We start from the raw sequence: 26,546 nt of genomic DNA, 5'->3' as shown, positions 1-26,546 counted from the left end.
AATACTAATAATTTTAGTATTTTTTATTGTTTTTTAGATTCCTGCTTTCGCAGGAAAATGACACAGAAGAGCGACAATGACATTAAGTAAGTTTGAGTACTATCATGCTACTTACAAATACTGAAAATTCTTACGGCTTAATTGCAAAACTTTTTCACTGGATCATGAGCATTATAGTTATAGTAATGCTCGTTGTCGGTGTCTTAATGGATAATTTCTTAGAACTTCCTTTAAAATGGCAATTATACGGGATACATGAAGCAACCGGTATAGTTGTTTTATCTTTAGTAATAATAAGGCTTTTATGGAAATTCTATAATGCTAATGTTTTGCTACCGGAAGATATGCCGAATTGGCAAAAAAAGCCGCTAATATTAATATACATTTGCTATAGCTTTTAATGTTATTAATGCCGATAAGCGGCTTTCTAATAACTATTTTATCAAACCATCATATTGATTTTTATGGTTTGTTTACTATAAATTCTTTTGCTCCAGATTTACAATTTGCCAAAATCTTTAAAAAATCTATAAAAATGCTGCTTATTTACTGCTTTAATTATTTTGATATACTAGCTGCATTATATCATCACTTTATTAGGAAAGATAACCTATTCAAAGAGGATAGTGAATGAGTAACCTCATTATAAACTTATTGACATATAATAAATTGTGTTTTATATACAAAGTAAGATCAGATAACTTCCTATATTAGTATTATGAGTAAAAGTGCCAGAGTAGTAATCTCATCGAAACAGGTAGTTATACCTAAATATATAAGAAATAAACTTGGTTTACATTCAGGCTCTGAGTTAATAATTAACTACAAAAAAAATGAAACATTAGAATTGCTTCCCATAAAAAAAGATATCTATAGCTTTTTTGGTAAAGGTAAACATAAAGCTAAAAACGATCCGGTGGATGTAGATGAAGCTATTAGTATTGCGGTTATCGAAAATGATAGGAATTGACACTAATATCTTAACTTGTACTTTTCTTGAAGATGATGAAATACAAGGTAAAGCAGCTCAAAATTTCTTAAACAATAACATCACTAATAAGATTTTTATTGCATCATATGCATTACTTGAATTTGTATGGGTGCTAAAAGTAAATAAATTTACTCGCCAGGAAATTTATGAAGCAGTAATTAATCTTATTGATAATTCCGGCTTTATCATTGGACATCAAGACATAATAATATCAGCTACTGAGAAATATATTAAAGGTAAAGCAGACTTTGCCGATTATATAATTATTGCAGAAAGAGAAGTCAATAGTGCTAATAAGTTTATCACTTTTGATAAAGACCTAGTAAGAGAAGTTAAAAATGCATCTTATCCATAAAAATTAATAGCAATTTAAATAAATTATTTAAAATGAATATTCATGAATATCAAGCAAAAGAGATTTTAAGAAAATACGGCGTACCTACTTCCACCGGGCTAGTTGTTACGAAAACCGAAAAGATTAATGAAACCATAGATAAATTAAATACGGAAGTATATGTGGTTAAAGCACAAATACATGCCGGCGGTAGAGGTAAAGCAGGCGGTGTTAAGGTTGTTAAGAGTAAAGAAGAAGCCAAAAAAGTTGCTCATGACATGTTTGGTATTAATTTAGTAACGCATCAAACAGGACCTCAAGGACAAAAAGTAAACCGTCTTTATATCGAATCAGGTTGTGATATTTTAAAAGAATATTATTTTAGTATAGTATTTGATAGATCGGCTAGCTGTATTACTTTTATAGCTTCTACAGAAGGAGGAGTTGATATTGAAGCAGTAGCAGAAAAAACTCCGGACAAAATTATTAAATTTTCCGTTGATCCTGCAACCGGTTTACAAGATTTTCATATGCGAGGCATAGCTTATGAGTTAGGCTTTAAGGATAACCAAGCTAAACAGATGAAAGAAATAGTAAAATCAGTCTATAATGCTTTTATTGAAACCGATGCAGCACAAATTGAAATCAACCCATTAATTGTAAATAGCAACGGGAACTTATTAGCTTTAGATGCAAAAATTACTTTTGACGATAACGGCTTATTTCGGCATCCGAATATTACGGCAATGCGTGATCATGATGAAGAAGATCCTCTAGAAACTAGAGCAGCAAATGCAGGACTTAGCTATGTAAAAATGGACGGTAATATCGGTTGTATGGTTAACGGTGCCGGTCTTGCCATGGCCACTATGGATATTATTAAACTTTACGGTGCTTCGCCTGCTAATTTCTTGGATGTCGGTGGTGGAGCTGATCGTGAGCGTGTAAAAGAAGCTTTAAAAATAATTTTATCTGATAAAGAAGTACAAGGGATTCTAGTTAATATTTTCGGCGGTATCATGCGTTGTGATATTATAGCAGAAGGGATTATTGCCACTGCAAAAGACATAGGTATAAAAGTACCGTTAGTAGTTCGTTTAGCCGGTACAAACGTTGAAAAAGGCGAAGAAATTTTATCAAATTCCGGTTTAGCAATAATACCGGCACATGATTTAGCAGATGCGGCAAATAAAATAGTTGAAGCGATACGGTAGATAACCGTCATGAGCTATACAGGCATTGACCTTGTTGTATAGCTCGAAAAACCAGTTCAGTGTCATACCGTGGCTTGACCACAGTATCCATAAAAAAATTAAAAAAGGACTGGATCACACGATCAAGTCGCGGGATGACATCAAAGTAAAATAAAAACAATAAACATTATTTAACATGGCAATATTAATAAATAAAAAAACACAAGTGATCTGTCAGGGTTTTACTGGTTTACAAGGAACTTTTCACTCTGAACAAGCGATAGCGTACGGCACTAACATGGTTGGCGGTGTTACACCCGGCAAAGGCGGTCATACTCACCTTGATTTACCTGTATATAATACCGTACATGAAGCAAAAGCAAAAACCGGTGCAAATGCAAGCGTTATATATGTTCCGCCCGGCTTTGCCGCTGATTCAATATTAGAAGCAATCGATGCCGAAATTGAAGTAGTAGTATGTATAACGGAAGGAATTCCGGTGCTTGATATGGTGAAAGTAAAACGTGCTTTAGTCGGTTCTAAAACTAGATTAATCGGTCCTAACTGCCCTGGAGTTATCACACCGGGTGAATGTAAAATCGGTATTATGCCTGGGCATATTCATAAAAGAGGAACAATAGGTATTGTTTCAAGATCAGGTACTCTAACTTATGAAGCAGTAGCACAGACAACAGCAGTAGGACTTGGACAATCTACGTGTGTCGGTATAGGCGGCGATCCTGTTAACGGCACTAATTTTGTTGATTGTATTGAGATGTTTTTGAAAGATGATGAAACAAAAGCAATTATTATGATCGGTGAAATTGGCGGTAATGCAGAAGAAGATGCAGCTGAGTTTATCAAGCAGTCAAAAATCAAGAAACCTATAGTAAGCTTTATTGCAGGTATTACAGCACCTCCAGGTAAAAGAATGGGACATGCCGGAGCCATTATTGTCGGAAGAACAGGAAGTGCCGAAGATAAGCTTGAAGCTCTACAAAGTGCCGGCGTAATTATCACTAGATCCCCTGCCAATATCGGTAAAACTATGTTAGATTTACTAAATAAAGGCTAAAGTTATTCAAGAGCAATTGCTGTCATTCCTACTAGGCCTTGTTGCGTGGAGACTGAAGGTCGTCATTGCGAGGAAATTACGTAACTAATTGACGAAGCAATTTCAGGATGCTTGACAAGATTGCCACGTCGCTTCGCTCCTCGCAATGATGATTTGGTATCCATGCAACAATGCTTTCACGGGAATAACATAAAAAGCATTTACTGGTCTACGCAACAATTCTTAAGAACTCTTAATTACCCCTAATTTCTTTAACTATATTTAGTAATTGTGGGAAATCTATTAACCCAGGTATTAATTTTGAATCGATTATATACGCAGGTACTCCTTGAATTCTAAGACTTCTAGCTATTTTCATATTTTGAGTAATTAAATCTTTAATCTCATTACTATCGGCAATTTCTTCAATGTCCGTAGCATTTAAGCCATTCTCAGTTAATAATTCTTTTATAGATTCCTTAGAAACATCTATTATTTTTATTAATTCATCATGAACAGCTTTGAATTTACTTGGATTAACCTTATAAACAGCTAAAACTATTCTTGCAAGATATTCGGAAACATCTCCAAGGATAGGAAGCGGTCGTAATACAACTTTAACTTTTGGATCGTTTTGCAATAATTCATTTATAGAAACATCGCCTTTTTTACAATAAGAACAATTGTAATCATAAAAAGCAATTATTGTTACATCACCGTCTTTATTTCCTATAACAGGAAAACTTGTGCTATCTTCAATACTTAACTTATTATCTTTTATATAGTTATTAACTTTAGTCTCATTTTCCTGTACTTTACGTTTTTGCAACCCTTCTATTGATTCTATTATTATTTCCGGAGTTTTAAGCAAATAATCTTTGATTATTTCTTGTACTCTTTCCTCTTCACATTTTCTTGCATCTTCGCTTTGTTTAACCTCAACGGAAACCGGATTTGTAGAATAAGTTTTCATTGTTTTGAAAACAAATAAAACTCCTATTATAACTATAAATATAACCAATATTTTACCTATAATATGCTGCATAAATACCTTTTTTAAAAATTTTATATCTTCCTAAAGTCTAAGTAATTCTATATGTCATTCCCGCTTTCGCGGGAATGACATAAAACGAGCTATGTAACAAAGCCGGCTTGTCATCCGGTGTAGCAAAGTCCATTACTTCTGTCTTATTAATCTACTCTGATCTCTTTTCCAGTCTTTTTCTTTAATTGACTCTCTTTTATCATGTAATTTCTTACCTTTAGCAATACCAAGTTCAACTTTCACTTTATTTTTTTTATTAAAATACATAGAAAGAGCTACTAGCGTATAGCCTTTTATTCTAATTCTACCGATAATTTTCTTTATCTCTTTAGTATGCAATAATAATTTACGCGGTCTACGAGTAGCATGATTAAATCTATTCGCTTTTTCATATTCTGCAATATGGCAGTTATACAAAAATACCTCATGTCCGGTATCTGCCGCATGACTTTCTTCTATAGAAGCTTTGCCCTGACGCAGAGACCGTACTTCACTACCCTTTAATACAATACCCGCTTCTAATCTTTCTTCAATAAAATAATTAAAAAGGGCTTTCTTATTTTGTGCAATAACTTTCTTATATTCAGTCATATTTTTATAGATAGTGATGTTATGATGTTTTCAATTTGTTTTTTGGCACTATCGCTTGCTTCAGTTAATGGGGGTCTAATTTCATTTTCACATAAACCTAAATAATGTGCAGCATATTTTATCGGAATCGGATTAGATTCTACAAATAATGCTGTATATAAAGGTAGTAATTTCTGATGGATTTCTAATGCTCCTTTAGTATCATTCTTATTCCATTTTTCTAATAGCTCTTTACATATATTAGGAACAATATTAGAGGCTACAGAAGTCCACCCCACCCCACCTTGAGCGTTAAAAGCTAAGACTACTTCATCATTACCGGTTAAAATATTGAAATCCTTTTTAACTGTTGCTCTGATCCGCAATGGACGTTCTAAATCTACACCACAATCTTTTAATGCTAAAATACGCGGTAGCTTGCTAAGTCTCAATATTGTCTCATCAGAAAAATCTACTCCGCTTCTAGTTGGAGCTGAATATAACATAATAGGTAGATTACACGCTTCATGCAATGCTTCAAAATGCTTATAAATCCCGTGTTGGGTAGGTTTGACATAAGATGGTGGACTAGCCATAAAACCATCTACGCCGATTTTTGTAGATTCCGCTGCAAGTGCTCTTGCATAAGTAGTATTATTTGATGAACACCCGCTTATTATAGGAATACACTTATTAACGATTTCTACGCTAGTTTGCAGTAATAATTTATATTCTTCAAAGCTTAAACTACTACTTTCTCCCGTTGAGCCTGCAATTAATACTGCATCGACTTCATGCTTTATTTGATGTTTTACAATTCTCTCTAAAGCATATAAGTCTAACTTATTATCTTTAAAAGGTGTTATAAGTGCGGTAATTAAACCTTTAAATATGTTATGCATGATTTTTTTGATTTTAATTGTTTAGCTTATTAAATCGTCATTGCGAGAAGAATTACGTAGTAATTCGACGAAGCAATCTCAGGAGTTTGTTATTATTTCATGAGATTGCCACGCAGTCTACGACTGCTCGCAATGACGACTCGGTATCCATACACAGGCAATACCTCCTCGCAATGACGTTTCTTCTACTCCCTAACAACACGCCTATACTCTTCTTTCAAACGATCTGCAATTTTACGATCATCAAAAATAATCTTTTTATTGCCAAGATCTATAGAATCAATATTTTGTACCTCAATTGCCGTGCCTGTAACAAAACATCCGGTAAAATCCTCTATTTGCTCTAATTTTAAACGCTCTTCTTTTACTTCTAGACCTAAATCTTTTGCAATTTCAATAATAGTCTGTCTTGTTATACCGTTTAAAAACCTATCGGCAATTGGAGTATATAATATTTTATCTTTAACAAAGAAAATATTTGTTGTAGTGCATTCAGCAATATACCCTTCATAATCAAGTAATAATGCATCCTCATAGCCAAGAGCCTTAGCTTCTTTTTTACTCGTTATTGCCATATTATATTGAGCGGCGGATTTAGATTGTACCGGGGTGCTATCAGGCATTGCTTTACGCCAGCGGCTTACATGCAAATTTATACCTTTCTCAAAAGACCTCGGCATAGATGGAATACCGGCAATCAAAAGATTAGTAGATAAATACTGATTAGTGATATTTAGCGACTCGTCTCCGCACCAAATAAGCGGTCTTATATATGCATCCTTAATATTATTTTGTTTTATTACACGTTCATGAGCCTTTATTATCTCGTCTACATTATAAGGTACTTTCAAACCTAATGCTTCTGCTGATTTTATTAATCTTGCCGTATGTTCTTTTAGTTTAAAAACTTTGCCGTTATAAACTCTCTCACCCTCAAATACCGATCCTGAATAATGCAGGCTATGAGTCAAAACATGAATCCTTGCAAATTGATAAGGAACTAAATCACCGTTAATCCAAACATGCCAAAAAATTTGCTCTAGTTTTACCATTGTCATTAACCTATATTTATATTAAAGTATTGTCAATCGTCATGAGCTATACGGCCGTAGTTCTTATGTCATTCCTGCGAAAGCGGGAATCCAGTAGTATTTAACGTCATCCCGCGACTTGATCGCAGGATCTCAGAACACAGCCTGCGACATAAGATCCCGTGGCTTGACCACGGGATGACAATAGTGAAATACAATTTTTTTAAATTAAACGAGTATACATGCATACATACAAAGCACATATTTTAATCGTTGATGATGATAGCAGAATATTAGCACTTTTAAAGCAATTTTTAAATAAAAACGCGTTTTTAGTATCAACGACAAGCTCAGTCATAGAAGCTAAAAATCTATTAAAAACTTCTAATTATGATTTAATTATTTTAGATGTTATGTTACCTGAAATAACAGGGCTTGATTTTGCTACTACTATAAGGGATACCGGTAATAATATTCCTATAGTTATGCTTACTGCTTTATCGGAAGCTGATGACCGTGTTAAAGGACTTGAAGCCGGTGCCTCTGATTATATAACTAAACCTTTTGAACCGAGAGAATTATTACTTCGGATAAATAACTTAATCAATAATTATAATAACTTTACAAAAGAAACGAATATAATTAAATTCGGCAATAATTTTTATAATTCCGATACAAAAGAATTTACCAAGAATAATCAAATTGTATCTCTTAGCTCTACTGAACAAAAATTACTTGAGATATTAATAAAAAATTCCGGTAAATCTACTAGTCGTTTTGAACTGTCAAAAATAATGGGAGGGCTTAGTATGCGTTCTATCGATGTACAAATTACAAGAATAAGAAGCAAAATAGAAGACAACCCAAAAGAGCCGAAATATTTAAAAACTGTGCGTAATGAGGGCTATGCACTTTATATCTAAATTATTACAGCATATTTCAAAGAGCTTCAGACAAGATGAATTTAAAAGCGAGCCTATACAGCGTATAAAAATACGTGAGCACAGACGAATCTTGAAAAATTCGCTTGTATCAAGCTCTTTGAAATATGCTTTACCAAGAACATTATTTGTACGGTTTATGTTTATTATAATCATTCCGATTTTAATAGGACAAATCGTTGCTATATTTTTGTTTTACGATCGTCATTGGTATAATGTTTCATATTATACTAGTACTATTATTATCAATGAAATAGAATCATTGATTAAAGAACATAGAAATAATTCAAGAAAGATAACCCATTTATCGGAAAATTATCTTAATTTATCTTATCAGTTTCAGCTTAATAAAAAGTTATCTATAAAACAGCCTAAATTAGGTGAACCTTTAACTATATTCAAAAATATTTTAGCTACAAAAATCCATGAAAAAAATATAGTTAAACTAAATAAGGAAAATAAAATTGAAGTATTTTTAGAATTAAAAGATGGAGTATTATATATTACTTTTCCTGCAAAGTTACTACTTAATCCTACAGTATATATATTTGTTTTATGGATTATATCTTTAACTGTTATATTACTTTCTGTTTCTATTATTTTCTCCAAAAATCAAATTAAATCAATACTCACTCTTGCGGATAGCATGGATAAATTTGGTCGAGGTGTTTTAAAAGGCAAAAATTTTAAACCTTCAGGAGCCTTAGAAATAAGAAAAGCAGGGCTTGCTTTTTTAAAAATGAAAGCTCGTATTGAAAAACAAATTACTAAAAAAACCACTATGCTTGCTATGATTTCTCATGACCTGAGAACTCCTTTAACAAGAATGAAGCTACAACTTGAATTGATGGAAGAAAGCGAAGAAATCGAAGGGTTAAAACAAGATATATTAACTATGCAGCAAATGATAAATTCTTATTTAGATTTTGCTAAAGGTGAAAGTACAGAAGAATTTGAAGACATTTTATTATTACCTTGGATGGAACGTTTTTTTAACAAATGGTCACATGTAAATATTGAATTTATAAAATCTACTAATTTAGATAAACTAGAAGTATGCATTAAGCCGCATTCTTTTGAAAGAGCCTTGTCTAATTTAATCGGTAACGCTATAAAATATGGAACTAAAATTAAGATATCCTCAAAAGATAATTCATCTACCGTAGCTATAATTATTGAGGATAACGGTCCCGGTATAGATGATACGGAAACACACCTTGTATTTAAACCGTTTTATAGATCGGATAAAGCAAGACAGCTTGATAATGCAAGTAACGTAGGGCTTGGGCTTGCTATTACTAAAGAAATAATAAACGATCATAAAGGCTCTATTTATTTAGAAGATAGCAAGGATTTAGGCGGGCTATCGGTAAGAATCGAAATACCTAAAATATGACTACCGATGTCATTCCCGTGTAGATGCCAAGTCGTCATTACAAGGATAGGCAAAGCCGAGGGCGTGACAATCTCAGAAATTTTATATTGTTTCATGAGATTGCCACGCTCCTTGCAGTCGCTCGCAATGACGGAAAAATCGATCCATGCAGCAACATCTAAAATATAAAATAATGACTAACATAAAACATTTAGCAATAATAATGGACGGTAATGCTCGTTGGGCAGATCAGCATAACTTAACAAAATCTGAAGGGCATAAAGCAGGAGCCGATAAAATTCGTGAATTACTGCCTGAGTTTCTTAACCTTAACATACCTTATATAACTTTATATACTTTCTCTTCCGAAAATTGGCAACGCTCAAGCACGGAAGTAGATTTCTTAATAAAATTATTAAGTATTTATTTAAAAACCGAATTAAATAATTTACATAAAAACGGCGTTAAAATAAAAGTAATAGGTAGGCTGACTTTATTAAGTAGCTCATTGCAAAAACAAATAAATAATGCTATAGAATTAACAAAAAATAATAATAAGATAACGCTTTGTATAGCTTTTAGTTATGGAAGTCGTCAAGAAATAGTTGATGCCTGCACAAAAATTATTACAAGCGGTAAAAAAGCAGTAAGTGACAGCGATATACAACACGCTTTATATGATCCTGAAATGCCGGATGTAGATTTATTAATAAGACCGGGCGGGGTTTATCGCATCAGTAATTTCTTGCTTTGGCAAGCAGCTTATGCTGAATTATATTTCTCACCCAAATATTGGCCTGATTTTAATAAATATGATATACAAGAAGCTATAAATGATTACTCAAAAAGGAAAAGAACATTTGGTAAAAGATAAACAAAAATCAAACATATATTTAAGAATCCTGTCCGGTATAGTTTTAGTTCCGTTATTTGTCATAGCTATATTATGGTGTAAGCCTTTATTCTATATTCTAATGATATTAGTAGGTACGGGAATGTTAAGTGAATGGTATAATATGACCTACTCTTCTATTCCTGATCTATTAATCGGGCTAATTATTATTCCGATTCCTATAAGCCTATTAATATTTTTAAGTATGGAAGATACCAATAGATGGCTTATTATGCTTTATTTTTGCATAATGTGGTCGGTAGATACTTTCGCTATGATTGGCGGTAAAACTTTTAAAGGAGCAAAACTTGCTCCGAAACTTAGTCCTAAAAAAACCTGGAGCGGTTTAGTGACGGGAGTATTATCAGCAGGTTTAGTTGCGGTATTAGTTAGTTTTATACCAAACTTTCATATTGAAAATTACTATTTTTCAAATAAAATTTATTTGTTTATAATTAGTTGTATATTAGCATTAATAGCTCAATTAAGTGATTTATTTATTTCATATTTTAAGCGAAAATTTAATATTAAAGATAGCGGTCATATAATACCCGGTCATGGAGGAGTGCTAGACAGATTTGATAGTATTATTTTAACCACTCTGATATTATTTCTTATGAAGATATATATTTATGATAATACATTTAAATAATCATGCTAAAAAAATAATTTTAAATATCGTTTTAGCTTTACTGCTTGGATATTTTATTTTTCATTGCATATATGGTAACAAAGGGATTATTGCATATCTAAAAGTAAATAGGCAGCTTGAAAAAGCTTATGATGAACTAAAAGGCTTACGAGCAGAAAGAGTAGAACTTGAGCATAACGTCAAATTACTTCGAACGGAATCTCTAAATAAAGATATGTTAGAAGAACAAGCAAAGAAAGTTTTAGGAGTAGCTGCTCCAAATGAGCAGGTGTTTAATCACCAATAACAAAACTTTGTTGTCATCCCGCGACTTGATCGCGGGATCCAGTCTTTTTTAATTTTTTTTTGATACCGTGGTCAAGCCACGGTATGACACAGAACGCGTTTTTCGATCCGCACAACAACATTATTGATTCAAAGGAATTAAAAATCATTTATGACTATAAAAATTTATCAAAACGACCTACCTAATAATTTTAAACTTGAAGGAGATCTAGCTATAGATACCGAGACAATGGGACTAAATCTACATAGAGATAAACTATGTTTGCTACAATTTAGTAACGGCAATGGTGAAGCTCATCTTGTTCATTTTACAAATCAAGATTATACAGCTCCTAATGTAAAAGCATTATTACTAGATAAAACTAGATGTAAGATATTTCATTTTGCTAGATTTGATCTAGCATCCATAAAAAAATATTTAAGTATAGATTTAGAAAATATCTTTTGTACTAAAATATCTTCAAAACTAGTTAGAACTTATACCGATAGTCATGGGCTTAAGGATTTGTGCCGAGAATTGCTTAATATAAATATTTCAAAACAACAACAATCTTCCTATTGGGGTGCGGATAATTTATCTTCAGAACAAAAAGAATATGCAGCAAAAGATGTGCTTTATTTGCATCAGTTAAAAGATATTTTACAAAAAATGCTACTTAAAGAAAATAGGTATGAACTTGCCCAAGATATTTTCCGTTTTTTACCGATAAGAGCTAATTTAGACCTTATCGGTTGGAATGAAATCGATATTTTCATGCATTAATTTATTAATACCATTTTTAGTATTGACTTCAGGTATAAAATCAGGCGCACTATTTAATAGTCTATCTGTAATAAATTTTAATTAATAATTGAAGATTTTTGCAGAAATAGCAGTTCCTATTTCAAAAAAATCTTATAATTTACAGCAAAAAAAAATTAAATTACCGGTTAAAATTTATTACAGACAGTCTATTAGTAGCTAATTGATTTTTTTAAATTACTGAGCCTACAATAGACTTATTGCATAATGTAGCTAATAAGGAAGAATTTGAAGACGACACGGAAACACTTGCCACCGCAGCATACATAAAAATACGTAAGGATGTGAGTACCGGATTGACATACAAATTTACCCTTAGACACAAGTTATACAAAAAGTTTAATTAATTAGTAACTAAAAGGGGATCTTTATGACTAATAGAAAAAAATAGACGTGCTAGATTCAGAGTCAGATTTAAATCTAAGTCTAGATAGTATAGCAAACCTCTGTTATCCTAGGATTATAACTTGTGAAACAGAAGAAGACACTTTAAGTATTGATGGCGGTGTTTTTGCCGCATTTTGGTAGGCAACCAATTATATAATAGATAAAGTATTAATGGCTAATAAACAATATTTACTATTACCTTAGAGAAGGGGCATTATGAAACTTCATCTTATCAGAGTTATAAGGGTGCTTCAAAAGGTACTTACCATAATAATTGCAGTAATTTTATAAATGAGACGCAGCAGCATTATGACGCTTCATTAGATAAACATAAGGAGGTAGTTTTAGGTCATACTACTACTTTTTTTTGGGTTAGTATGGTGGTAATACAATAAAAGTATGCTAGGTGTCATACTGCGGCTTGACCACGGTATTTAAAAAACAACTTAAAGTACTAATAATTTTAGTATTTTAAACTAGATCCCGCGATCAAGTCGCGGGATGACAGATTCAAAAAATAATATACTTCTGATAAATGAAAAGTAGATAGACGCAGTTTAATTTGGAAAGAGCAAGGAGTCTGTAAGCCGAGGAGCGGAACATATACTTAATACATGAACATCCGAAGACTTACCAAAACAACGTAGCCAATTTTCCAAATTAAACGAGTATATTCACAATTTTACGAGGAACGAGGATAATCTTCTTCGGCTCTTTCCCTTCTAAGAACTTTTGTACCTTTGGCAGACTGACGGTAACTTGCTTTATTTCATCTTCACTTACGGAAGTTTTAAACTCATAGGTATCACGGAGTTTGCCGTTAACCTGCACTGCCATAATATATGTATCTAACTCTAGCATTGATTCATCAAATACAGGAAAAGACAAATTATATAATCGCTCTTTATTGCCAAGCTTTTGCCAAATTTCTTCCGTAATATGCGGGATAAAAGGATTTAGTAGCTGTACTAAAACATTAAAGCCATGCCTTACGGTTTTAACATCAATTTTATCTTTGGATATTTCAGCAGATATAGCATTAGAAAGCTCGCGCATACGTGCTATTGCTCTGTTTAGGGCAAAATGCTTTATATCTTCGGCGACGTGCTTTATTGTAAAATGTACTAACCTATTAAGCTCTTTATTAACCTCACTATTCACATCATCTTTTAAAGAATCTATCGCCTTAAACATATACTCAAGCTTATTAATAAAACGTGAGCAGCCTTCAATACCGCTTGCCGACCATTCTAGATCTTTCTCAGGCGGACTATCGGACAGTACAAAAAGCCTAATAGCATCTGCCCCATATTGCTCTTGCATTGTCTCAAGATCGATGAGATTCTTTTTAGACTTACTCATCTTTTCAATGCGTCCCTGCACTACTCTATTATTGCTTTCTTTATGAAAAAATTCATTACCCTTTTTAACTACTTCTTCAGGATATAACCAATTATTATGTTCATCTTTGTAAGTGGCATGTAGTACCATACCTTGAGTAAATAGCCCTTTAAAAGGCTCTCGAACGCTTACGTAATTCTGTTCGTTCATTACTTTTGTGAAAAACCTTGCATATAATAAATGCATTACCGCATGTTCAATGCCGCCTATATATTTATCGACCGGTAGCCAGTAATCACAAGCTTTTTTATCAGTCATCTCTGTAGCATTGCTATTGCAATATCTCGTAAAATACCAAGATGATTCAAAAAATGTATCAAAAGTATCGGTTTCACGCACAGCCGGCTTATCGCATTTCGGACAATTAACATGTTTCCAACTAGGATGATGATCAAGCGGATTACCGTGACCGTCAAAATTGACATCATCAGGTAAAGTAACGGGTAAGTCTTTGTAAGGTACAGGCACTATGCCACAAATTTCGCAGTGAATCATAGGAATAGGACATCCCCAAAAGCGCTGCCTTGAAATCCCCCAATCTTTTAGACGATAATTTACGCTGCGTTTACCTATGCCTAGTTTCTCAAATTCTCCGATGACTTCTTGTTTTGCTTCGTGACTAGTTAAGCCGTTTAGAAAATCCGAATTAATTAAAATTCCATCTTCCGTATAAGCGGTCTTTTGTACATCCATATCTGCTTTAATTACTTGTTTAATAGATAAATTCATTTTGACAGCTAATTCATGGTCACATTCGTCATGAGCAGGGCAACCAAATATTGCACCAGTTCCATAATCCATTAGCACAAAATTAGTAATAATAACCGGTAAAACTATATTTGAATCGAAAGGATGAGTAACAAAAAGACCGGTAAATACACCTTCCCTTTCAGCCTTTTCTAGTTCGCTACTTCTTGTAATATGCGAGCATTGAGTTATAAAAGCGAGTATTTCAGGTGTTTTAGAAACTAACCGCCCTATTATCGGATGATTAAAGGCAATTCCTATAAAGCTAGCACCAAAAATGGTTTCAGGTTTGGTTGAGAATACTTCTATAGTAGTCTCTTCATTATCCTTAATTTTGAAATGAAAATTAGCACCTATCGATTTACCTATCCATTTCTCTTGCATAGACCGAACAGCTTCAGGCCACTCTTTTAAATTCTGAATTTCGTTTAATAATTCTTCAGCATAATCGGTAATTTTTAAGAACCATTGCTTTAAATAACGTTTTGCAACTATTGCACCTGAACGCCAACCACGCCCGTCTACAACTTGTTCATTCGCAAGCACGGTATTATCAACCGGATCCCAATTAACAAATGATTCTTTTTGATAAGCAAGATTTCGTTCATAAAGCTCTAAAAAGAATTTCTGCTCATGTTTATAATACTCAGGATCGCAACTATTTATCTCTCTAGACCAATCATAAGAAAAGCCCATAGATTTTAGCTGCTTTTTCATATTCTTGATATTAGAATATGTCCATTTTTTTGGGTGAGAATTATTTTTATTGCGGCATTTTCGGCAGGTAGCCCGAAAGCATCCCAGCCCATCGGATGAAGCACATTAAAACCTTGCATAGTCATAAACCTTGCAATAACATCACCTATAGAATAGTTGCGTACGTGACCTACATGGATTTTACCGGAAGGATAAGGCAGCATTTCAAGTACGTAATATTTTGGCTTGCTACTCGCGTTTGATACCTCAAAAGCTTTTTCTTCTTGCCAAATGTACTGCCATTTTTGTTCTATTTGGTTCATATTTTTTTAATTTATATACTGTATTGTCATTGCGAGCAGTCGTAGACTGCACAGCAATCTCATCAAATATCCTGAGATTGCTTTGTCAATACTCCGTAATTTCCTCGCAATGACGGCAATACTGTTATTACCTCACACTATTAATATATATCTCTCTAGCTTTTCTTAAAATTTTATCTTCAAGCGTGATAGCAAGATTTGAGGTGTTTTCATTAAGTACCCATTGTTTATTTTTAAGCATTTCTTCAAATACTTTCACTTCGATTGAATCAGGGCTGATTACATCGTCTTTAATAAATATATTTATTTTAAATCGAAAATTAGGATTAGAACGTGGGCTATACCATTCCGTAATAATCACACCGCCGTTTGAGTCGGCTGATGCAAGAGGAGCAACACTTATAGTCTCTAATGCTGCTTGCCAGAGATATTTATTAACTGAACCTCCTACAGCTTTAGTAGATTCATTCTTAACCCTACCCGGTCTAAAAACTAATCCTTCTTCACCTGCTATAGAACCTACTTCGTCCCATTTCTGCTCTCGTTCTGTTTTTGGATAATCACCCGCTAAGATACTAGTACTTATTGCACTAAGTATAATTACAAAAAATAATCCGATAATTTTCTTCATAACCAATATTTAATTAGTGTGCTTGAGGGAAATAATAGAGAAGCTTTAGCTATTAGTCAAAAATTATTTCTTCCCACCGTTCTTTGGCATTGTTATATGGCTCAAAAAAACCCACTCGATGTCATGCCCGCATAGGCGGGCATGCACATAGGGCAGATTTAATTATTTCTCAGAAATAAATTCAAAACGTGGAATATTTTTGCCGTGTAATAAAACCTTTTCGTTAAACATTTCAAGCGGCCTTACCCAGAAACTGGAAATTATCATATAACTCTTGCAAAGTTTCAGTATGTTTTGCAGTATCTATAACTTGATATAATGTTTCTTTGTAATGCTTATATATTCCGGTTCTCATAACACTTACACCTTAACAGGCATGACGACAAAAATATCTTTAGGATTCTCAGGAAATTTAATAAGTACCGGTGCTGAAACATCTGAAAAATATAGTTCTACTACATCCGATTTCAATGCTTTTAAGACATCTTCCAAATATTGCGGGTTAAAGCCTATAGCTAAAGACTCATCACTATTATATTCATAAAAACTTTCCTTATCTTGTGAAGAATTAATAACCTCTTTTGCGTTACCTCTTGCTTCACCGACGGCACTAATCTCTAAGGTTTCACGAGATAACGATAATTTTACTGCTCTAAATTTTTCAACGGTTATTATCGCTATCCTTTCTATACTATCTGCAAACATTTTTCGATTAATTACTAATTTTGAGCTGCTGCTTTCCGGAATAAAAGTACTATAATCAGGGAAAGTACCGTCTATAAGCTTTGATAGCATACTAGTATTTTCGTTACATATAAATTTAATCTTATTGCTACTTAATAAAATTTCTATATCTTCATTTATATTTTTAGGATCTTTAACGATTTTTAAAATTTCCTCTGCACTTTTTTGGGGTAATATAACTCCAAAATTCTTTATTTGTTTTTCTAATGTTACCCATGAAATCGAAAGTCTATGCCCATCGGTACTTGCCGAACAAAACTCTTTGTCTTTTATGTGTAAATAAACACCGTTTAAATTATAACGAGTTTCATCTAAAGAAATCGAAAATTTTGTCGATTCGATTATTTTAGCAAAATCCGTGCAGGAAATTTTAAAACTTGCTTCAGGATTAATACTATCCATTGCAGGAAAAGAACTAACCGGCAAAGTAAATAAATTAAATTTACAATTTTTTCCTTTGATCTCAAGTCCCGTTGTACCGAGATCTGTTAATGTAAGCTCGGAATCCGGAAGTTTTCGGACTATATCATTTAGAGTTTTCGTAGAAACGGTACATTCACCTTCACTTACTACCTGTACTGCTATTTTTTGACTTAAGTACAAATCCATATTAGTAGAACTAAGCTCTAGATTGCCGTCTTTTGCCGATAATTTAATGTTTGCATATTCAGGTATGACATTACGTTTTTCAACAACGGAACTTGCAAACCCTAGGGACTGAACTAATGTTTTTGTTTCAACTATTAATTTTAACATATTGTTATTCTCTTAATGTTCCTTGAAATTTTTGTGAGATGGCAGCAACTAAATCTTTACTGAACGAATTTAAATCAGTATCAGATAACGTCCGATCATCTGCTTGTAGCTCTATTTTAACCGCTATAGATTTTTTACCTTCAGGTAATTTATCACCGCTATAAATATCAAATAATATAACTGATTTGATAAGCTTTTTATTAAAATTATTTATATATGATATTATTTCACCGACTCTATGATCTTGACCAACAATAAATGCGTAATCTCTAAAATTAGCTTGGAAATCCGATACTGCAAATTCGTCTCTTTTACCAAATTTAGCTTTTATCAACGGCAAATTCGTAATATTTAGCTCGAATGCAAATATTTCCTGATTAATATCGTAATATTTCAAGATTTTAGGATGTATCTGCCCAAAATGACCTAATAAATTTTTACCAAGCCCTATATTTACTGCTCTAGTTGGATGATAATATTGTGGCAATGCTGTCCCATTTGTTGCTATACATTTATCTATAGATAGTCCTGCATAATCAGCTACCAACTCTAAATCGCCTTTAAGATCAAAAACATCATAGCCTCGTCCAAGCGAATGAGGGTTTTTATTATTATATGAACCGCTTATAATTGCCGTCAAATAAGTTGCTTCCGTATTTAAATCTATAAAACTTGGTCCAACTTCAAAAAAAGCCATATCTTTTATAGAGCGTGCTAGATTTTTACTTACTATACTTAACAAATTCGGCAGTATAGTAGGACGCATATAATTGTCTCCTATGCTAATAGGATTAAGCAAAAATAACTCTTCTTTTAATTCAGCAAACAACTTTGCATCTTCACTACTCATAAAAGAGTTAGTTACTACCTCATCATAGCCTTTGCTTGCTAATATCCTTTTAAAACTAGATATTCTTTTATGCTCTCTTAGCTTATTATTATCTTGGTCTAGTTCAGGTAATTTTATACTCTCTATTTTATCATAGCCGTAAATACGAGCGATTTCTTCAGCTATATCTTCTAAAATAGTTATATCGTGACGCCAAGAAGGAGCTATTACCTTTATAATCTCACCTTTAACATCCGTAATAAATCCTAGTTTATTTAATATGGCTTCTATCGCTTTGATATTTAGTTTAATTCCTGTAATTTTTTCTAAATAACATGCTGAAAAATCTAAAGTTTTTTTTTGTGACTCTTTTTCACCGACTTTCACTACTTCCGATACTTCACCGTTTCCGCATATTGACAAAATAAGATTAGTTGCTATATCCAAAGCCTTTTCCGTAAAATTTCTATCGATATTACGCTCATTACGATATCTAGCATCCGTATCAATTTGGAACCTTCGCCCGCTAGCTGCAACCATTTTAGCATTAAAACAAGCAGCCTCGAGTATTATATTAGTCGTACTATCAGTACAACTACTATCAGCCTCGCCAATGACACCGGCCAGACCTTGAATACCACTTTCATCTTTTATAACTAAATCATTTTCTGTAAGTAAATATTCTTTGCCGTTTAGGGCGTGGCATTTAGCTACGTCATTGCGAGGCTGCAAAGCAGCCGTGGCAATCTCATTTTGTTGTCCTGAGATCGCTTCGTCGTTATGCTTCTCGCAATGACGTGCTACAGTAATTCCCCCTTTTATCCTATCTGCATCGTAAGCATGCATCGGCTGCCCAAAGCTATAGGAAATATAATTTGTTACATCCACTAAGCTTGAAATAGTTTTTACCCCAACATTTTTTAATAATTTCCGTAACCAATCAGGGCTTGGTTTATTTTTTAAATTTCTTATCTCTCTAAAAGTAAATAACGGACAGGCTTCCTTATCTTGCACGTTAAGCTTCATTTTAGAAATAAATGTACTCTTTATTGCCGAAATTTCTAGCTCTTTAAGTATTCCTATTCCTTTAGCTGCTAAATCTCTTGCGATGCCGTAAACTCCAAGTGCATCACCACGATTAGGAGTAACGTTAATAACAAATATAGGATCATCTAAACCATAATATTTAGTAAAATTCTCTCCAACTACGGCATCTTCAGATAGCTCTATAATCCCTTCAGACTCTGAAGCTAGCAGTAATTCCTCTTCAGAGCAAAGCATACCACAGCTTTTTTCGCCTCTAATAACAGATTCCTTAATCTTAAATTTACCGTTTGGTATTTCTATTCCGATATTTGCAAGTACTACTTTTATACCTGCTCTTGCATTACGCGCACCACAAACTATTTGCAGCATACCGCTTTTAGTCTCAACATCACAAAGCTTTAATTTATCAGCTGACGGGTGAGGTTTAATATTTGTAATATATGCTACTTCAAACTTTTGTAATTCCGCCGCTTTATCTATCACCTCTTCCACTTCAAGGCCAATAGCTGTTAGGGCTTCGGCAATTTCAGTAACTGAAGCCGATGTCTCTAAAAATTGTTTTAACCATGATAACGTAAATTTCATTTCGTAAGCCCTCCTGCTAAATTCGGTATATCAAAGCTCCCAAAATTATAATGTTTAAGCCAACGCATATCGCCTTCAAAAAATTGTCTTAAATCTTTGATATTATATTTTAACATTGCAAAACGCTCTACTCCAAGCCCAAAAGCAAAACCTTGATACTCGCTGCTATCGATACCAACATTTTTAAGCACGTTTGGATGAACCATCCCGCAACCGAGGACCTCAAGCCATTTATCGTTTTTATTCATCCGAATATCAACTTCGGCAGAAGGTTCGGTAAATGGGAAAAAGCTGGGTCTAAAACGTAATTCAATATTAGAATTTTCAAAAAAGCTTTTTATAAATGTCGTTATAACATATTTTAAATGTCCCATATTGATATTTTTATCCATAACAAGCCCTTCTATTTGGTGGAACATTGGCGTATGCGTCATATCCGAATCCGATCTATAAGTCCTACCCGGTGCTATAAACCTAAAAGGCGGTTTGCCGTTTTTCATAGCTCTAATCTGCACTGTTGAGGTATGAGTACGTAATAACAACGGCTTATTATTTTCCTGACTTTTCAAATAAAAAGTATCATGCATTTGCCTTGCGGGATGATCATCTTCAAAATTGAGAGCGGTAAAATTATGAAAATCATTCTCAATATTCGGTCCGTTTTCTATAGTAAAACCAAACTGCGAAAATACTTGTATTAACTCCTCACTACATTGTGTTATTGGATGAATAGAACCTTGTTTATATCTCCGTGCAGGGATTGTTAAATCAATTTTATCGGCAGCAAGTTTAAAATTTAGTTCCTGCTCCTCTAAAATTTCTGCTTTTGCTTTTATTATATTCTGTATTTTATCTTTTAATTTATTGATTTTTAAGCCAAATTCTTTACGTTCCTGTTCATTTAAACTACCTAATTTTTTAAGCTCACCGGTCACTATACCGTTCTTGCCTAAAAATTCTACTTTATATTCTTGCAGAGCTTTTAAGTTTTGTACTAATAAGATTTTGTCCTCAGCAAGCCTTAATATTGTTTCTATATTTTCCATGATTGTTTTTTTGTTTTTGATTTTTTATTGTAAGGTAGAACGTCATTGCGAGCGGGCATTGTTGCGTGGACCTGTTTATCCGTCATTACAAGGAAATCGCATAGCAATTGATGAAGCAATCCAGTTAAAAATTCTGTAAATCAGAATTTTTTTAATTATTTTCTGGATTGCCGCGTCACCTACGGCTCCTCGCAATGACGACCTTCAGTATCTACACAACAATACCTCCCTGCAATGATGTTAAACCAACATACACTTCATATAATTCTCTTCTATCGCCACCAACTTCGCTTTAAATATCTGCCCTATTTCTAAAGGTTTATCTAGCTTTACCGGAATAAAATTTTCGGTATGGGCAATATTATTATTCTCTACTAATAACTCCACTTTCTGTCCTATATGTTTTTTAAAGAATTCGGTCAACTGGTTTTGCCCTTCTTGCCTTAAAATTGCTGCCCTTTCTTTTCTTATATTTTTAGGTACTTGTGGCATACGTGCTGCAGGCGTTCCTTCTCTTTCCGAATAAGGAAAAACATGTAAATATTGTAATTCCGCTTCTGAAATTAATTTTCTTGTATTTTCAAACATTTCAGGGGTTTCAGTCGGGAAACCAGCTATAATATCCGCACCAAAAGATACTTCCGGTCTTATTGCCCGCAGCTTCCGACAAAACTCTATTACGTTTGCTCTATTATGACGTCTTTTCATACGTTTTAATATCATATCATCACCTGCTTGCAAGCTAATATGAAAATGCGGCATTATCCTTTCACTATAAGCTATAAGCTCAAAAAGTTCATCATCTATTTCTGCAACATCTATTGAAGATAATCTAAGCCTCTTTAATTCAGGGACTAAATTCAACACTCGTTTAATCATTTGTGCGAATGTTGGACTTCCTGGCAAATCACTACCATAAGCCGTGACATCGACACCGGTAAAAACTACTTCTTTAAAGCCGTTTAATACCAAATGCTTTACCTGCTCTGCTATAGCTCCTATTGCTACTGATCTACTTTTTCCTCTACCATAAGGGATAATACAGAAAGTACAAAAATGATCACAACCGTTTTGTACCTGAATAAAAGCACGAGACTTACAGTCAAAGCTACTTACTAAATGACTTGCCGTCTCTTTCACCGACATTATATCGTTAACTGTTATTTTTGCATCGGTAATTTGGTAGTAATTAGGTAATAACTTCTCTTCATTACCTATAACTTTGTCAACTTCCGGCATATTACCGTACATTTGCGGACTTGTTTGAGCACTACAGCCGGTAACAATAATTTTTAAATCAGGATTATTTTTTTTAGCCTTGCGTATAGCTTGTCTTGCTTGTTTCTCAGCTGCTTTAGTTACCGCACAAGTATTGAATATTGCTACATTATCGATACCCGACAATTCCAAGTTTTTTCGTATTATCTCACTTTCGTAAATATTAAGTCTACAGCCAAATGTTACTACGTTTTGTCTTAAATTATTGCTCACAATAATATTCCCCACGTGCTACAAGCGTAGCTGCCCCTTGCATTATTATATTACCATTTTCTTCTTTCATAGTAAGGTTACCGTGCTTAAAGACTATAGTACTTGGTGAATGAATAAAACCGCGCTTTAAACCGGCAGCAAAACTACCGCAAGCTCCGCTTCCGCAAGCAAGGGTTAACCCTGCCCCCCGCTCCCAAACGGATAAATAGATTTTATTATCTTTTACTTCAGCAAAATTAACGTTTACCCCATCTGCGAATAATTCCTTAGCCTGCAATCTTTCACCGACAATTTTTTGATCTTGAGGTTCTAACTTACTAAAAATAACTACATGCGGATTACCTATATCAACGCAAATAGTTTCCTTTAAATCAATCATATAACGCTCTGCAAATTCCCAAACTTTATCACGACTTGGCATCCAAGCTTCATTAAAACTTACGCTTCCTACATTAACGCTAATATTATCTTCATCATTGACATTACATAGCAATTTTTTATTGCCTACCATTACGGTAATATCTTGCTTTCCCGTATCAAGATAAATTAACTTGGCTAAACATCTTGTAGCATTACCGCATAATTTAGCACTAGAGCCGTCTATGTTATATATAATCATTTCATAAAAATCATTATGCTCTTCATAAATAATAAACTGATCGCAACCAATACCTGTATGACGCTCAGCCATATTTTTTGCTAACTGCGATAAATCATATGAACTTGATAAATCTCGTTTGTTAACAATAACAAAATCATTACCGAGACCATGCATTTTTACAAAATTAATTTTACTAATCATAATGTTTTACATATTAGGAAATTGTATTATAGCAAATTTCTTGGAATTTGCTATAATGAAGTGATGATATATAAAAATATAGACTATTATGCTAATTTCACGTTTCTTAGACCCTAAAAATAACTATGCATTTTTAAAAATTTTCGGTACAGAAAAAAATAAGGATATACTTATTCATTTTCTAAATAACATTTTAGGTTATACGGGAAAAGAAATAATTACCGAAGTTACTTTTTTAAAAAAATCTAAGGTTCCGACATCGCTGCTTATAGACAATCTATAGTTGATGTATTATGTAGAGATAAATACGGTACTCAATTTATTGTAGAGATGCAGGTCAGCAAACATCCAGGTTTTGAAAAACGAGCTCAGCTTTATACAGCAAAGGCCTATTCAAGAATAAATAATAAACAAAGATGAAGATCATAAAAAAATGGCAGTATATGCAAAACTTCGAGGAGTAATATTCTTAGCTATTGCCGATTTTATTTTATTGCCCGACAAAAAAGATTGGAGATCAAATCATAGATTACTTGATACTAAAACTTATGAGAACGACCTACAAGATTTTTATTTTATATTTTTAGAGCTTGAGAAATTTAATAAAGAATTAGATCAATTAGAGAACCTTCAAAAAAAATGGGCATAGTTTCTTTAAACATGCACATGAAAGCACTCTAGAAGGAATTTGATAGGTCATGATTTTATTATTAAAAAAGCTTTTTATGCTTTGGATCAAGCTAGTTGGTCTGAAAAAGAGTTAAATACTTATGAAAAAATGATAAAAACCGAAATGGATAATCTAGCCGTAAAAGAGCAGAAAATTATGGATGCTAAAGCTAAAGGGGAAGCCAGAGGGGAAGCAAAACAAAAAAATTTCTATAGCTAAAAAAATGTTAGCAAAAAACAAACCTTTAGATAAAATTATAGATTTTACCGGTTTAACAGAAAAAGAAATCGAGCAATTATAAGTAATGAAGATCCTTAATATTATGCTAAGTCGTGACCTTGGCGGCATTCAACAAGCATTTTTAGATTATAGCACTGCTTTAGAGATGCAAAAAATTGAGGTTATAAATATCACTTCTTACAAGGCAAAAATAAATTCCTTTCTACACAAACAAAGCTTAAAACTACCTAATATAGTACCGTTTGATTTACTCTCGGTACTTATTTTTAAGTATATAATTCATAAGACTAAACCCGATATAATTATAGCACACGGTAACAGAGCAATAAATTTTAGTAAATTTGCTAAATCACAAAATATAAAATTAATCGGTATCGCTCATAATTATAGTTTAAAAGGACTACGTAAATGTGATTTTGTTATTGCCTTGACGCATCATATGAAAGAATTTTTATTAAAAAATCACTTTGCCGAATCTAGGATATGCATCCTACCGAATATGATAAATATTGCTAAAGACTTTATTCCAAATAAAACATATAGAAAACCTGTCGTAATTGGTGTACTAGCAAGATTTGTAGCTAAGAAAGGTGTTGATGTTTTTATTAAAGCTATCAAAATTTTAAAAGAAAAAAAATATGATCTTCATGCAGTTATAGGTGGAAGCGGCGAAGAAAAAGATAATTTAATTGCTTTAGCACATAAACTTAATTTACAAGATCAAATATCATTTACAGGATGGGTTAACGATAGAGATAAATTCTTTAAACAAATAGATATTTTTTGCTTACCGTCTCTTCATGAACCGTTTGGAATTATAGTGCTTGAAGCAATGGAGGCAAGCATGCCTATCGTTAGTACAGATACTGAAGGACCTGCAGCAATCTTAAACGACATGCAAGACGGGCTTATTTGTAAAGCCGGCTCTGCTGAAGATTTAGCAGCAAAAATTGTCTATCTAATAGAGAACCCTATAAAAGCAAAAGAATTTTCTAAAAACGCCTACCTTACTCTCAAACAAAATTATGAAATTAAAGTTGTTTCTGAAAAGTTACAGCATATTTTAGAAAGCTTCAGATAAGATGAATTTAAGGGTGAGCCTACACAGCTTATAAAAATACGTGAACACACAAGCGAATCCTGCAAAATTCACTTATATCAAGCTTTCTAAAATATGCTATAGCAACATTATTACGTAATTATAAAAATAGTTAGTTGAACAAATAATAGTCTATATTGACATAACGGTTTAAAGATTCATAATTAATATTAAGTAATTTATTTTAATGAACCTAATCGATGAACTTCATATGCCGATTTTGCATTTACTTAAAATATATTCTAGTTTTATCGATTTCATCATTTCTTCTATGTGGTTGTAATGCAAAACACGATAATATTCCCCCTAAACTCTCATTACCTACTACTTGGAATAATTATTCTCTAGAACAAAATAATAATGCATCCTCCAAGTGGTGACTGCAATTTAACGATCCGGTGTTAAATAACCTAATCAAAGAATCTTTAACCGGTAACTCCGATATTGAGCTGGCAATGAGTAATGTGCTAGCAGCGCAAGCACAGCTTAACCTTATTAATTCTTATAGATTTCCACAAATCAATTTACAAGGCGGAGCAAATCAAACAAAAAACAGTAAAGAAACAAAAGCACCGAATAAACCGAAATTCTCTAATAATTTAGGGCTAGCAAGCGTGCTTAATTACGAGCTGGATTTATAGAGGCAGCCGCCAACGCTAGCGAATCAGCTAAAAAAACTTTCCTTGCAAGTGAGTATAGCAAGGCAGCGGTACTTTTATCAGTTATAAGCAACGTCACTATAAGTTACTTTAATCTTTTAGTATTAGACAAACAAATCTATCTAACTGAAAAGCTAATTGAGGCTCAAACGGAAATTTATAAATTAAATCAGAAATTATATAATCTTGGCGTAGGTGATTTAATATCGGTTAGTGAAGCTGCTTCCGAGCTTGCACTTACTAAGTTATCATTGCCGCCTTTAAAACAACAAAGACATGAGCAGGAAACCACTTTAAAATTTTAGTAGGTAGAATTCCTGAAAATA

At 33.1% G+C, this 26,546-nt stretch carries 26 protein-coding genes and 4 pseudogenes; 17 read left to right on the top strand and 13 right to left on the bottom strand.

Going from position 1 to position 26,546, the window contains the following annotated elements; all coding sequences use genetic code 11:
- The first annotated feature begins 104 nt into the window (after positions 1 to 104).
- From ACSFFC_RS05705 to sucD, 6 genes and pseudogenes are all read left to right on the top strand, one after another.
- Positions 105 to 401 (top strand): cytochrome b, encoded by a 297-nt coding sequence (locus ACSFFC_RS05705; protein WP_014410684.1) that lies wholly within the window; start codon positions 105 to 107, stop codon positions 399 to 401.
- Positions 401 to 558, top strand: a pseudogene (locus ACSFFC_RS05700) (cytochrome B). The gene ACSFFC_RS05705 and the pseudogene ACSFFC_RS05700 overlap by 1 nt, the downstream one beginning before the upstream one ends.
- Positions 559 to 718: 160 nt before the next feature.
- Positions 719 to 970 carry an AbrB/MazE/SpoVT family DNA-binding domain-containing protein gene (locus ACSFFC_RS05695; RefSeq protein ID WP_014410682.1) on the top strand — a complete coding sequence of 84 codons (252 nt, stop codon included), beginning with the start codon at positions 719 to 721 and terminating at the stop codon, positions 968 to 970.
- Positions 957 to 1,346, top strand: a complete 390-nt coding sequence (locus ACSFFC_RS05690; protein WP_014410681.1) for a type II toxin-antitoxin system VapC family toxin — start codon at positions 957 to 959, stop codon at positions 1,344 to 1,346. The genes ACSFFC_RS05695 and ACSFFC_RS05690 overlap by 14 nt, the downstream gene beginning before the upstream one ends.
- Before the next feature lie 32 nt (positions 1,347 to 1,378).
- Entirely contained in the window at positions 1,379 to 2,539 is a 1,161-nt protein-coding gene (gene sucC, locus ACSFFC_RS05685) for an ADP-forming succinate--CoA ligase subunit beta (RefSeq protein WP_014410680.1), read from the top strand.
- A gap of 175 nt (positions 2,540 to 2,714) precedes the next feature.
- Positions 2,715 to 3,593, top strand: coding sequence for a succinate--CoA ligase subunit alpha (gene sucD, locus ACSFFC_RS05680; RefSeq protein WP_014410679.1), 879 nt, complete (start codon positions 2,715 to 2,717; stop codon positions 3,591 to 3,593).
- A gap of 232 nt (positions 3,594 to 3,825) precedes the next feature.
- Here the strand turns inward: sucD and ACSFFC_RS05675 are convergent, their stop codons facing one another.
- From ACSFFC_RS05675 to ACSFFC_RS05660, 4 genes are all read right to left on the bottom strand, one after another.
- Entirely contained in the window at positions 3,826 to 4,617 is a 792-nt protein-coding gene (locus tag ACSFFC_RS05675) for a DsbA family protein (protein ID WP_014410678.1), read from the bottom strand.
- Positions 4,618 to 4,749: 132 nt separating this feature from the next.
- Positions 4,750 to 5,208 (bottom strand): SsrA-binding protein SmpB, encoded by a 459-nt coding sequence (gene smpB / locus ACSFFC_RS05670; RefSeq protein WP_004995749.1) that lies wholly within the window; start codon positions 5,206 to 5,208, stop codon positions 4,750 to 4,752.
- Positions 5,205 to 6,089 carry a 4-hydroxy-tetrahydrodipicolinate synthase gene (gene dapA, locus ACSFFC_RS05665; protein ID WP_004995750.1) on the bottom strand — a complete coding sequence of 295 codons (885 nt, stop codon included), beginning with the start codon at positions 6,087 to 6,089 and terminating at the stop codon, positions 5,205 to 5,207. Before dapA ends, smpB begins: the two co-directional genes overlap by 4 nt.
- A 185-nt stretch (positions 6,090 to 6,274) precedes the next feature.
- Complete coding sequence (locus ACSFFC_RS05660; protein WP_014410677.1) at positions 6,275 to 7,147, bottom strand: branched-chain amino acid transaminase; 873 nt, start codon at positions 7,145 to 7,147, stop codon at positions 6,275 to 6,277.
- Positions 7,148 to 7,362: 215 nt separating this feature from the next.
- On the opposite strand from ACSFFC_RS05660, the gene ACSFFC_RS05655 reads away from it, so the two are divergent.
- From ACSFFC_RS05655 to ACSFFC_RS05625, 7 genes and pseudogenes are all read left to right on the top strand, one after another.
- Complete coding sequence (locus ACSFFC_RS05655; protein ID WP_014410676.1) at positions 7,363 to 8,043, top strand: response regulator transcription factor; 681 nt, start codon at positions 7,363 to 7,365, stop codon at positions 8,041 to 8,043.
- On the top strand, positions 8,027 to 9,457 hold the full coding sequence (locus ACSFFC_RS05650) for a palindromic element RPE3 domain-containing protein (RefSeq protein ID WP_014410675.1): 1,431 nt from the start codon (positions 8,027 to 8,029) through the stop codon (positions 9,455 to 9,457). The genes ACSFFC_RS05655 and ACSFFC_RS05650 overlap by 17 nt, the downstream gene beginning before the upstream one ends.
- Before the next feature lie 145 nt (positions 9,458 to 9,602).
- Positions 9,603 to 10,310: a polyprenyl diphosphate synthase gene (gene uppS, locus ACSFFC_RS05645; protein WP_010977222.1), complete on the top strand. Its 708-nt coding sequence runs from the start codon at positions 9,603 to 9,605 to the stop codon at positions 10,308 to 10,310.
- Positions 10,270 to 10,980: a phosphatidate cytidylyltransferase gene (locus ACSFFC_RS05640; protein WP_014410674.1), complete on the top strand. Its 711-nt coding sequence runs from the start codon at positions 10,270 to 10,272 to the stop codon at positions 10,978 to 10,980. Before uppS ends, ACSFFC_RS05640 begins: the two co-directional genes overlap by 41 nt.
- The gene (locus tag ACSFFC_RS05635) at positions 10,961 to 11,266 is read left to right on the top strand and encodes an FtsB family cell division protein (protein WP_014410673.1); all 306 of its coding nucleotides are present in this window, start codon (positions 10,961 to 10,963) and stop codon (positions 11,264 to 11,266) included. The genes ACSFFC_RS05640 and ACSFFC_RS05635 overlap by 20 nt, the downstream gene beginning before the upstream one ends.
- A gap of 150 nt (positions 11,267 to 11,416) precedes the next feature.
- On the top strand, positions 11,417 to 12,028 hold the full coding sequence (locus ACSFFC_RS05630) for a ribonuclease D (protein WP_004995765.1): 612 nt from the start codon (positions 11,417 to 11,419) through the stop codon (positions 12,026 to 12,028).
- A 993-nt stretch (positions 12,029 to 13,021) separates the two neighbouring features.
- Positions 13,022 to 13,118: pseudogene (locus ACSFFC_RS05625) on the top strand (palindromic element RPE5 domain-containing protein); the annotation flags it as partial.
- Here ACSFFC_RS05625 and leuS read toward each other — a convergent pair.
- The 9 genes and pseudogenes from leuS to dapF form a co-directional block, all read right to left on the bottom strand.
- A pseudogene (gene leuS, locus ACSFFC_RS05620) lies at positions 13,115 to 15,621 on the bottom strand (leucine--tRNA ligase). The pseudogenes ACSFFC_RS05625 and leuS overlap by 4 nt on opposite strands.
- Before the next feature lie 127 nt (positions 15,622 to 15,748).
- Positions 15,749 to 16,252 (bottom strand): DUF3576 domain-containing protein, encoded by a 504-nt coding sequence (locus tag ACSFFC_RS05615; protein WP_004995768.1) that lies wholly within the window; start codon positions 16,250 to 16,252, stop codon positions 15,749 to 15,751.
- 162 nt (positions 16,253 to 16,414) lie between these two features.
- The gene (locus ACSFFC_RS05610; RefSeq protein ID WP_231839134.1) at positions 16,415 to 16,483 is read right to left on the bottom strand and encodes a hypothetical protein; all 69 of its coding nucleotides are present in this window, start codon (positions 16,481 to 16,483) and stop codon (positions 16,415 to 16,417) included.
- Position 16,484: 1 nt separating this feature from the next.
- Positions 16,485 to 16,607 carry a DUF1653 domain-containing protein gene (locus ACSFFC_RS05605; RefSeq protein ID WP_014410668.1) on the bottom strand — a complete coding sequence of 41 codons (123 nt, stop codon included), beginning with the start codon at positions 16,605 to 16,607 and terminating at the stop codon, positions 16,485 to 16,487.
- 5 nt (positions 16,608 to 16,612) lie between these two features.
- The gene (dnaN, locus tag ACSFFC_RS05600) at positions 16,613 to 17,752 is read right to left on the bottom strand and encodes a DNA polymerase III subunit beta (RefSeq protein ID WP_014410667.1); all 1,140 of its coding nucleotides are present in this window, start codon (positions 17,750 to 17,752) and stop codon (positions 16,613 to 16,615) included.
- Positions 17,753 to 17,756: 4 nt separating this feature from the next.
- Positions 17,757 to 20,213, bottom strand: a complete 2,457-nt coding sequence (gene pheT / locus ACSFFC_RS05595) for a phenylalanine--tRNA ligase subunit beta (RefSeq protein WP_014410666.1) — start codon at positions 20,211 to 20,213, stop codon at positions 17,757 to 17,759.
- Positions 20,210 to 21,259 carry a phenylalanine--tRNA ligase subunit alpha gene (pheS, locus tag ACSFFC_RS05590; RefSeq protein WP_010977215.1) on the bottom strand — a complete coding sequence of 350 codons (1,050 nt, stop codon included), beginning with the start codon at positions 21,257 to 21,259 and terminating at the stop codon, positions 20,210 to 20,212. The genes pheT and pheS overlap by 4 nt, the downstream gene beginning before the upstream one ends.
- Positions 21,260 to 21,499: 240 nt before the next feature.
- Entirely contained in the window at positions 21,500 to 22,765 is a 1,266-nt protein-coding gene (gene mtaB / locus ACSFFC_RS05585; RefSeq protein ID WP_012150773.1) for a tRNA (N(6)-L-threonylcarbamoyladenosine(37)-C(2))-methylthiotransferase MtaB, read from the bottom strand.
- The gene (dapF, locus tag ACSFFC_RS05580; protein ID WP_014410665.1) at positions 22,740 to 23,552 is read right to left on the bottom strand and encodes a diaminopimelate epimerase; all 813 of its coding nucleotides are present in this window, start codon (positions 23,550 to 23,552) and stop codon (positions 22,740 to 22,742) included. Before dapF ends, mtaB begins: the two co-directional genes overlap by 26 nt.
- A gap of 88 nt (positions 23,553 to 23,640) precedes the next feature.
- On the opposite strand from dapF, the pseudogene ACSFFC_RS05575 reads away from it, so the two are divergent.
- The 4 genes and pseudogenes from ACSFFC_RS05575 to ACSFFC_RS05560 all read left to right on the top strand — a co-directional run bounded on the left by ACSFFC_RS05575 (position 23,641) and on the right by ACSFFC_RS05560 (position 26,525).
- A pseudogene (locus ACSFFC_RS05575) lies at positions 23,641 to 24,523 on the top strand (Rpn family recombination-promoting nuclease/putative transposase).
- Between the two features lie 3 nt (positions 24,524 to 24,526).
- The gene (locus ACSFFC_RS05570) at positions 24,527 to 25,543 is read left to right on the top strand and encodes a glycosyltransferase family 4 protein (protein ID WP_012719669.1); all 1,017 of its coding nucleotides are present in this window, start codon (positions 24,527 to 24,529) and stop codon (positions 25,541 to 25,543) included.
- Between the two features lie 416 nt (positions 25,544 to 25,959).
- Positions 25,960 to 26,202 (top strand): TolC family protein, encoded by a 243-nt coding sequence (locus ACSFFC_RS05565; RefSeq protein WP_041472205.1) that lies wholly within the window; start codon positions 25,960 to 25,962, stop codon positions 26,200 to 26,202.
- Positions 26,199 to 26,525, top strand: a complete 327-nt coding sequence (locus tag ACSFFC_RS05560; protein WP_499217223.1) for a TolC family protein — start codon at positions 26,199 to 26,201, stop codon at positions 26,523 to 26,525. The genes ACSFFC_RS05565 and ACSFFC_RS05560 overlap by 4 nt, the downstream gene beginning before the upstream one ends.
- Positions 26,526 to 26,546: the final 21 nt, after the last annotated feature.

The sequence above is a fragment of the Rickettsia parkeri genome (assembly GCF_051427245.1).
Taxonomy (GTDB): Bacteria; Pseudomonadota; Alphaproteobacteria; order Rickettsiales; family Rickettsiaceae; genus Rickettsia; species Rickettsia rickettsii.
This window is presented reverse-complemented; position numbering and strand designations above follow the sequence as displayed.

What these genes read in the sequence shown, in the direction of transcription:
- ACSFFC_RS05705 (WP_014410684.1), top strand. Translation starts at nt 105, where the DNA reads ATGCTACTTACAAATACTGAAAATTCTTACGGCTTAATTGCAAAACTT.
- sucC (WP_014410680.1), top strand. Translation starts at nt 1,379, where the DNA reads ATGAATATTCATGAATATCAAGCAAAAGAGATTTTAAGAAAATACGGC.
- ACSFFC_RS05655 (WP_014410676.1), top strand. Translation starts at nt 7,363, where the DNA reads ATGCATACATACAAAGCACATATTTTAATCGTTGATGATGATAGCAGA.
- ACSFFC_RS05640 (WP_014410674.1), top strand. Translation starts at nt 10,270, where the DNA reads ATGATTACTCAAAAAGGAAAAGAACATTTGGTAAAAGATAAACAAAAA.
- sucD (WP_014410679.1), top strand. Translation starts at nt 2,715, where the DNA reads ATGGCAATATTAATAAATAAAAAAACACAAGTGATCTGTCAGGGTTTT.
- ACSFFC_RS05660 (WP_014410677.1), bottom strand. Translation starts at nt 7,147, where the DNA reads ATGACAATGGTAAAACTAGAGCAAATTTTTTGGCATGTTTGGATTAAC.
- dapA (WP_004995750.1), bottom strand. Translation starts at nt 6,089, where the DNA reads ATGCATAACATATTTAAAGGTTTAATTACCGCACTTATAACACCTTTT.
- ACSFFC_RS05630 (WP_004995765.1), top strand. Translation starts at nt 11,417, where the DNA reads ATGACTATAAAAATTTATCAAAACGACCTACCTAATAATTTTAAACTT.
- ACSFFC_RS05605 (WP_014410668.1), bottom strand. Translation starts at nt 16,607, where the DNA reads ATGAGAACCGGAATATATAAGCATTACAAAGAAACATTATATCAAGTT.
- ACSFFC_RS05570 (WP_012719669.1), top strand. Translation starts at nt 24,527, where the DNA reads ATGAAGATCCTTAATATTATGCTAAGTCGTGACCTTGGCGGCATTCAA.
- ACSFFC_RS05615 (WP_004995768.1), bottom strand. Translation starts at nt 16,252, where the DNA reads ATGAAGAAAATTATCGGATTATTTTTTGTAATTATACTTAGTGCAATA.
- uppS (WP_010977222.1), top strand. Translation starts at nt 9,603, where the DNA reads ATGCAGCAACATCTAAAATATAAAATAATGACTAACATAAAACATTTA.
- ACSFFC_RS05695 (WP_014410682.1), top strand. Translation starts at nt 719, where the DNA reads ATGAGTAAAAGTGCCAGAGTAGTAATCTCATCGAAACAGGTAGTTATA.
- pheS (WP_010977215.1), bottom strand. Translation starts at nt 21,259, where the DNA reads ATGGAAAATATAGAAACAATATTAAGGCTTGCTGAGGACAAAATCTTA.
- pheT (WP_014410666.1), bottom strand. Translation starts at nt 20,213, where the DNA reads ATGAAATTTACGTTATCATGGTTAAAACAATTTTTAGAGACATCGGCT.
- ACSFFC_RS05690 (WP_014410681.1), top strand. Translation starts at nt 957, where the DNA reads ATGATAGGAATTGACACTAATATCTTAACTTGTACTTTTCTTGAAGAT.
- ACSFFC_RS05675 (WP_014410678.1), bottom strand. Translation starts at nt 4,617, where the DNA reads ATGCAGCATATTATAGGTAAAATATTGGTTATATTTATAGTTATAATA.
- dapF (WP_014410665.1), bottom strand. Translation starts at nt 23,552, where the DNA reads ATGATTAGTAAAATTAATTTTGTAAAAATGCATGGTCTCGGTAATGAT.
- smpB (WP_004995749.1), bottom strand. Translation starts at nt 5,208, where the DNA reads ATGACTGAATATAAGAAAGTTATTGCACAAAATAAGAAAGCCCTTTTT.
- ACSFFC_RS05650 (WP_014410675.1), top strand. Translation starts at nt 8,027, where the DNA reads ATGCACTTTATATCTAAATTATTACAGCATATTTCAAAGAGCTTCAGA.
- ACSFFC_RS05635 (WP_014410673.1), top strand. Translation starts at nt 10,961, where the DNA reads ATGATAATACATTTAAATAATCATGCTAAAAAAATAATTTTAAATATC.
- dnaN (WP_014410667.1), bottom strand. Translation starts at nt 17,752, where the DNA reads ATGTTAAAATTAATAGTTGAAACAAAAACATTAGTTCAGTCCCTAGGG.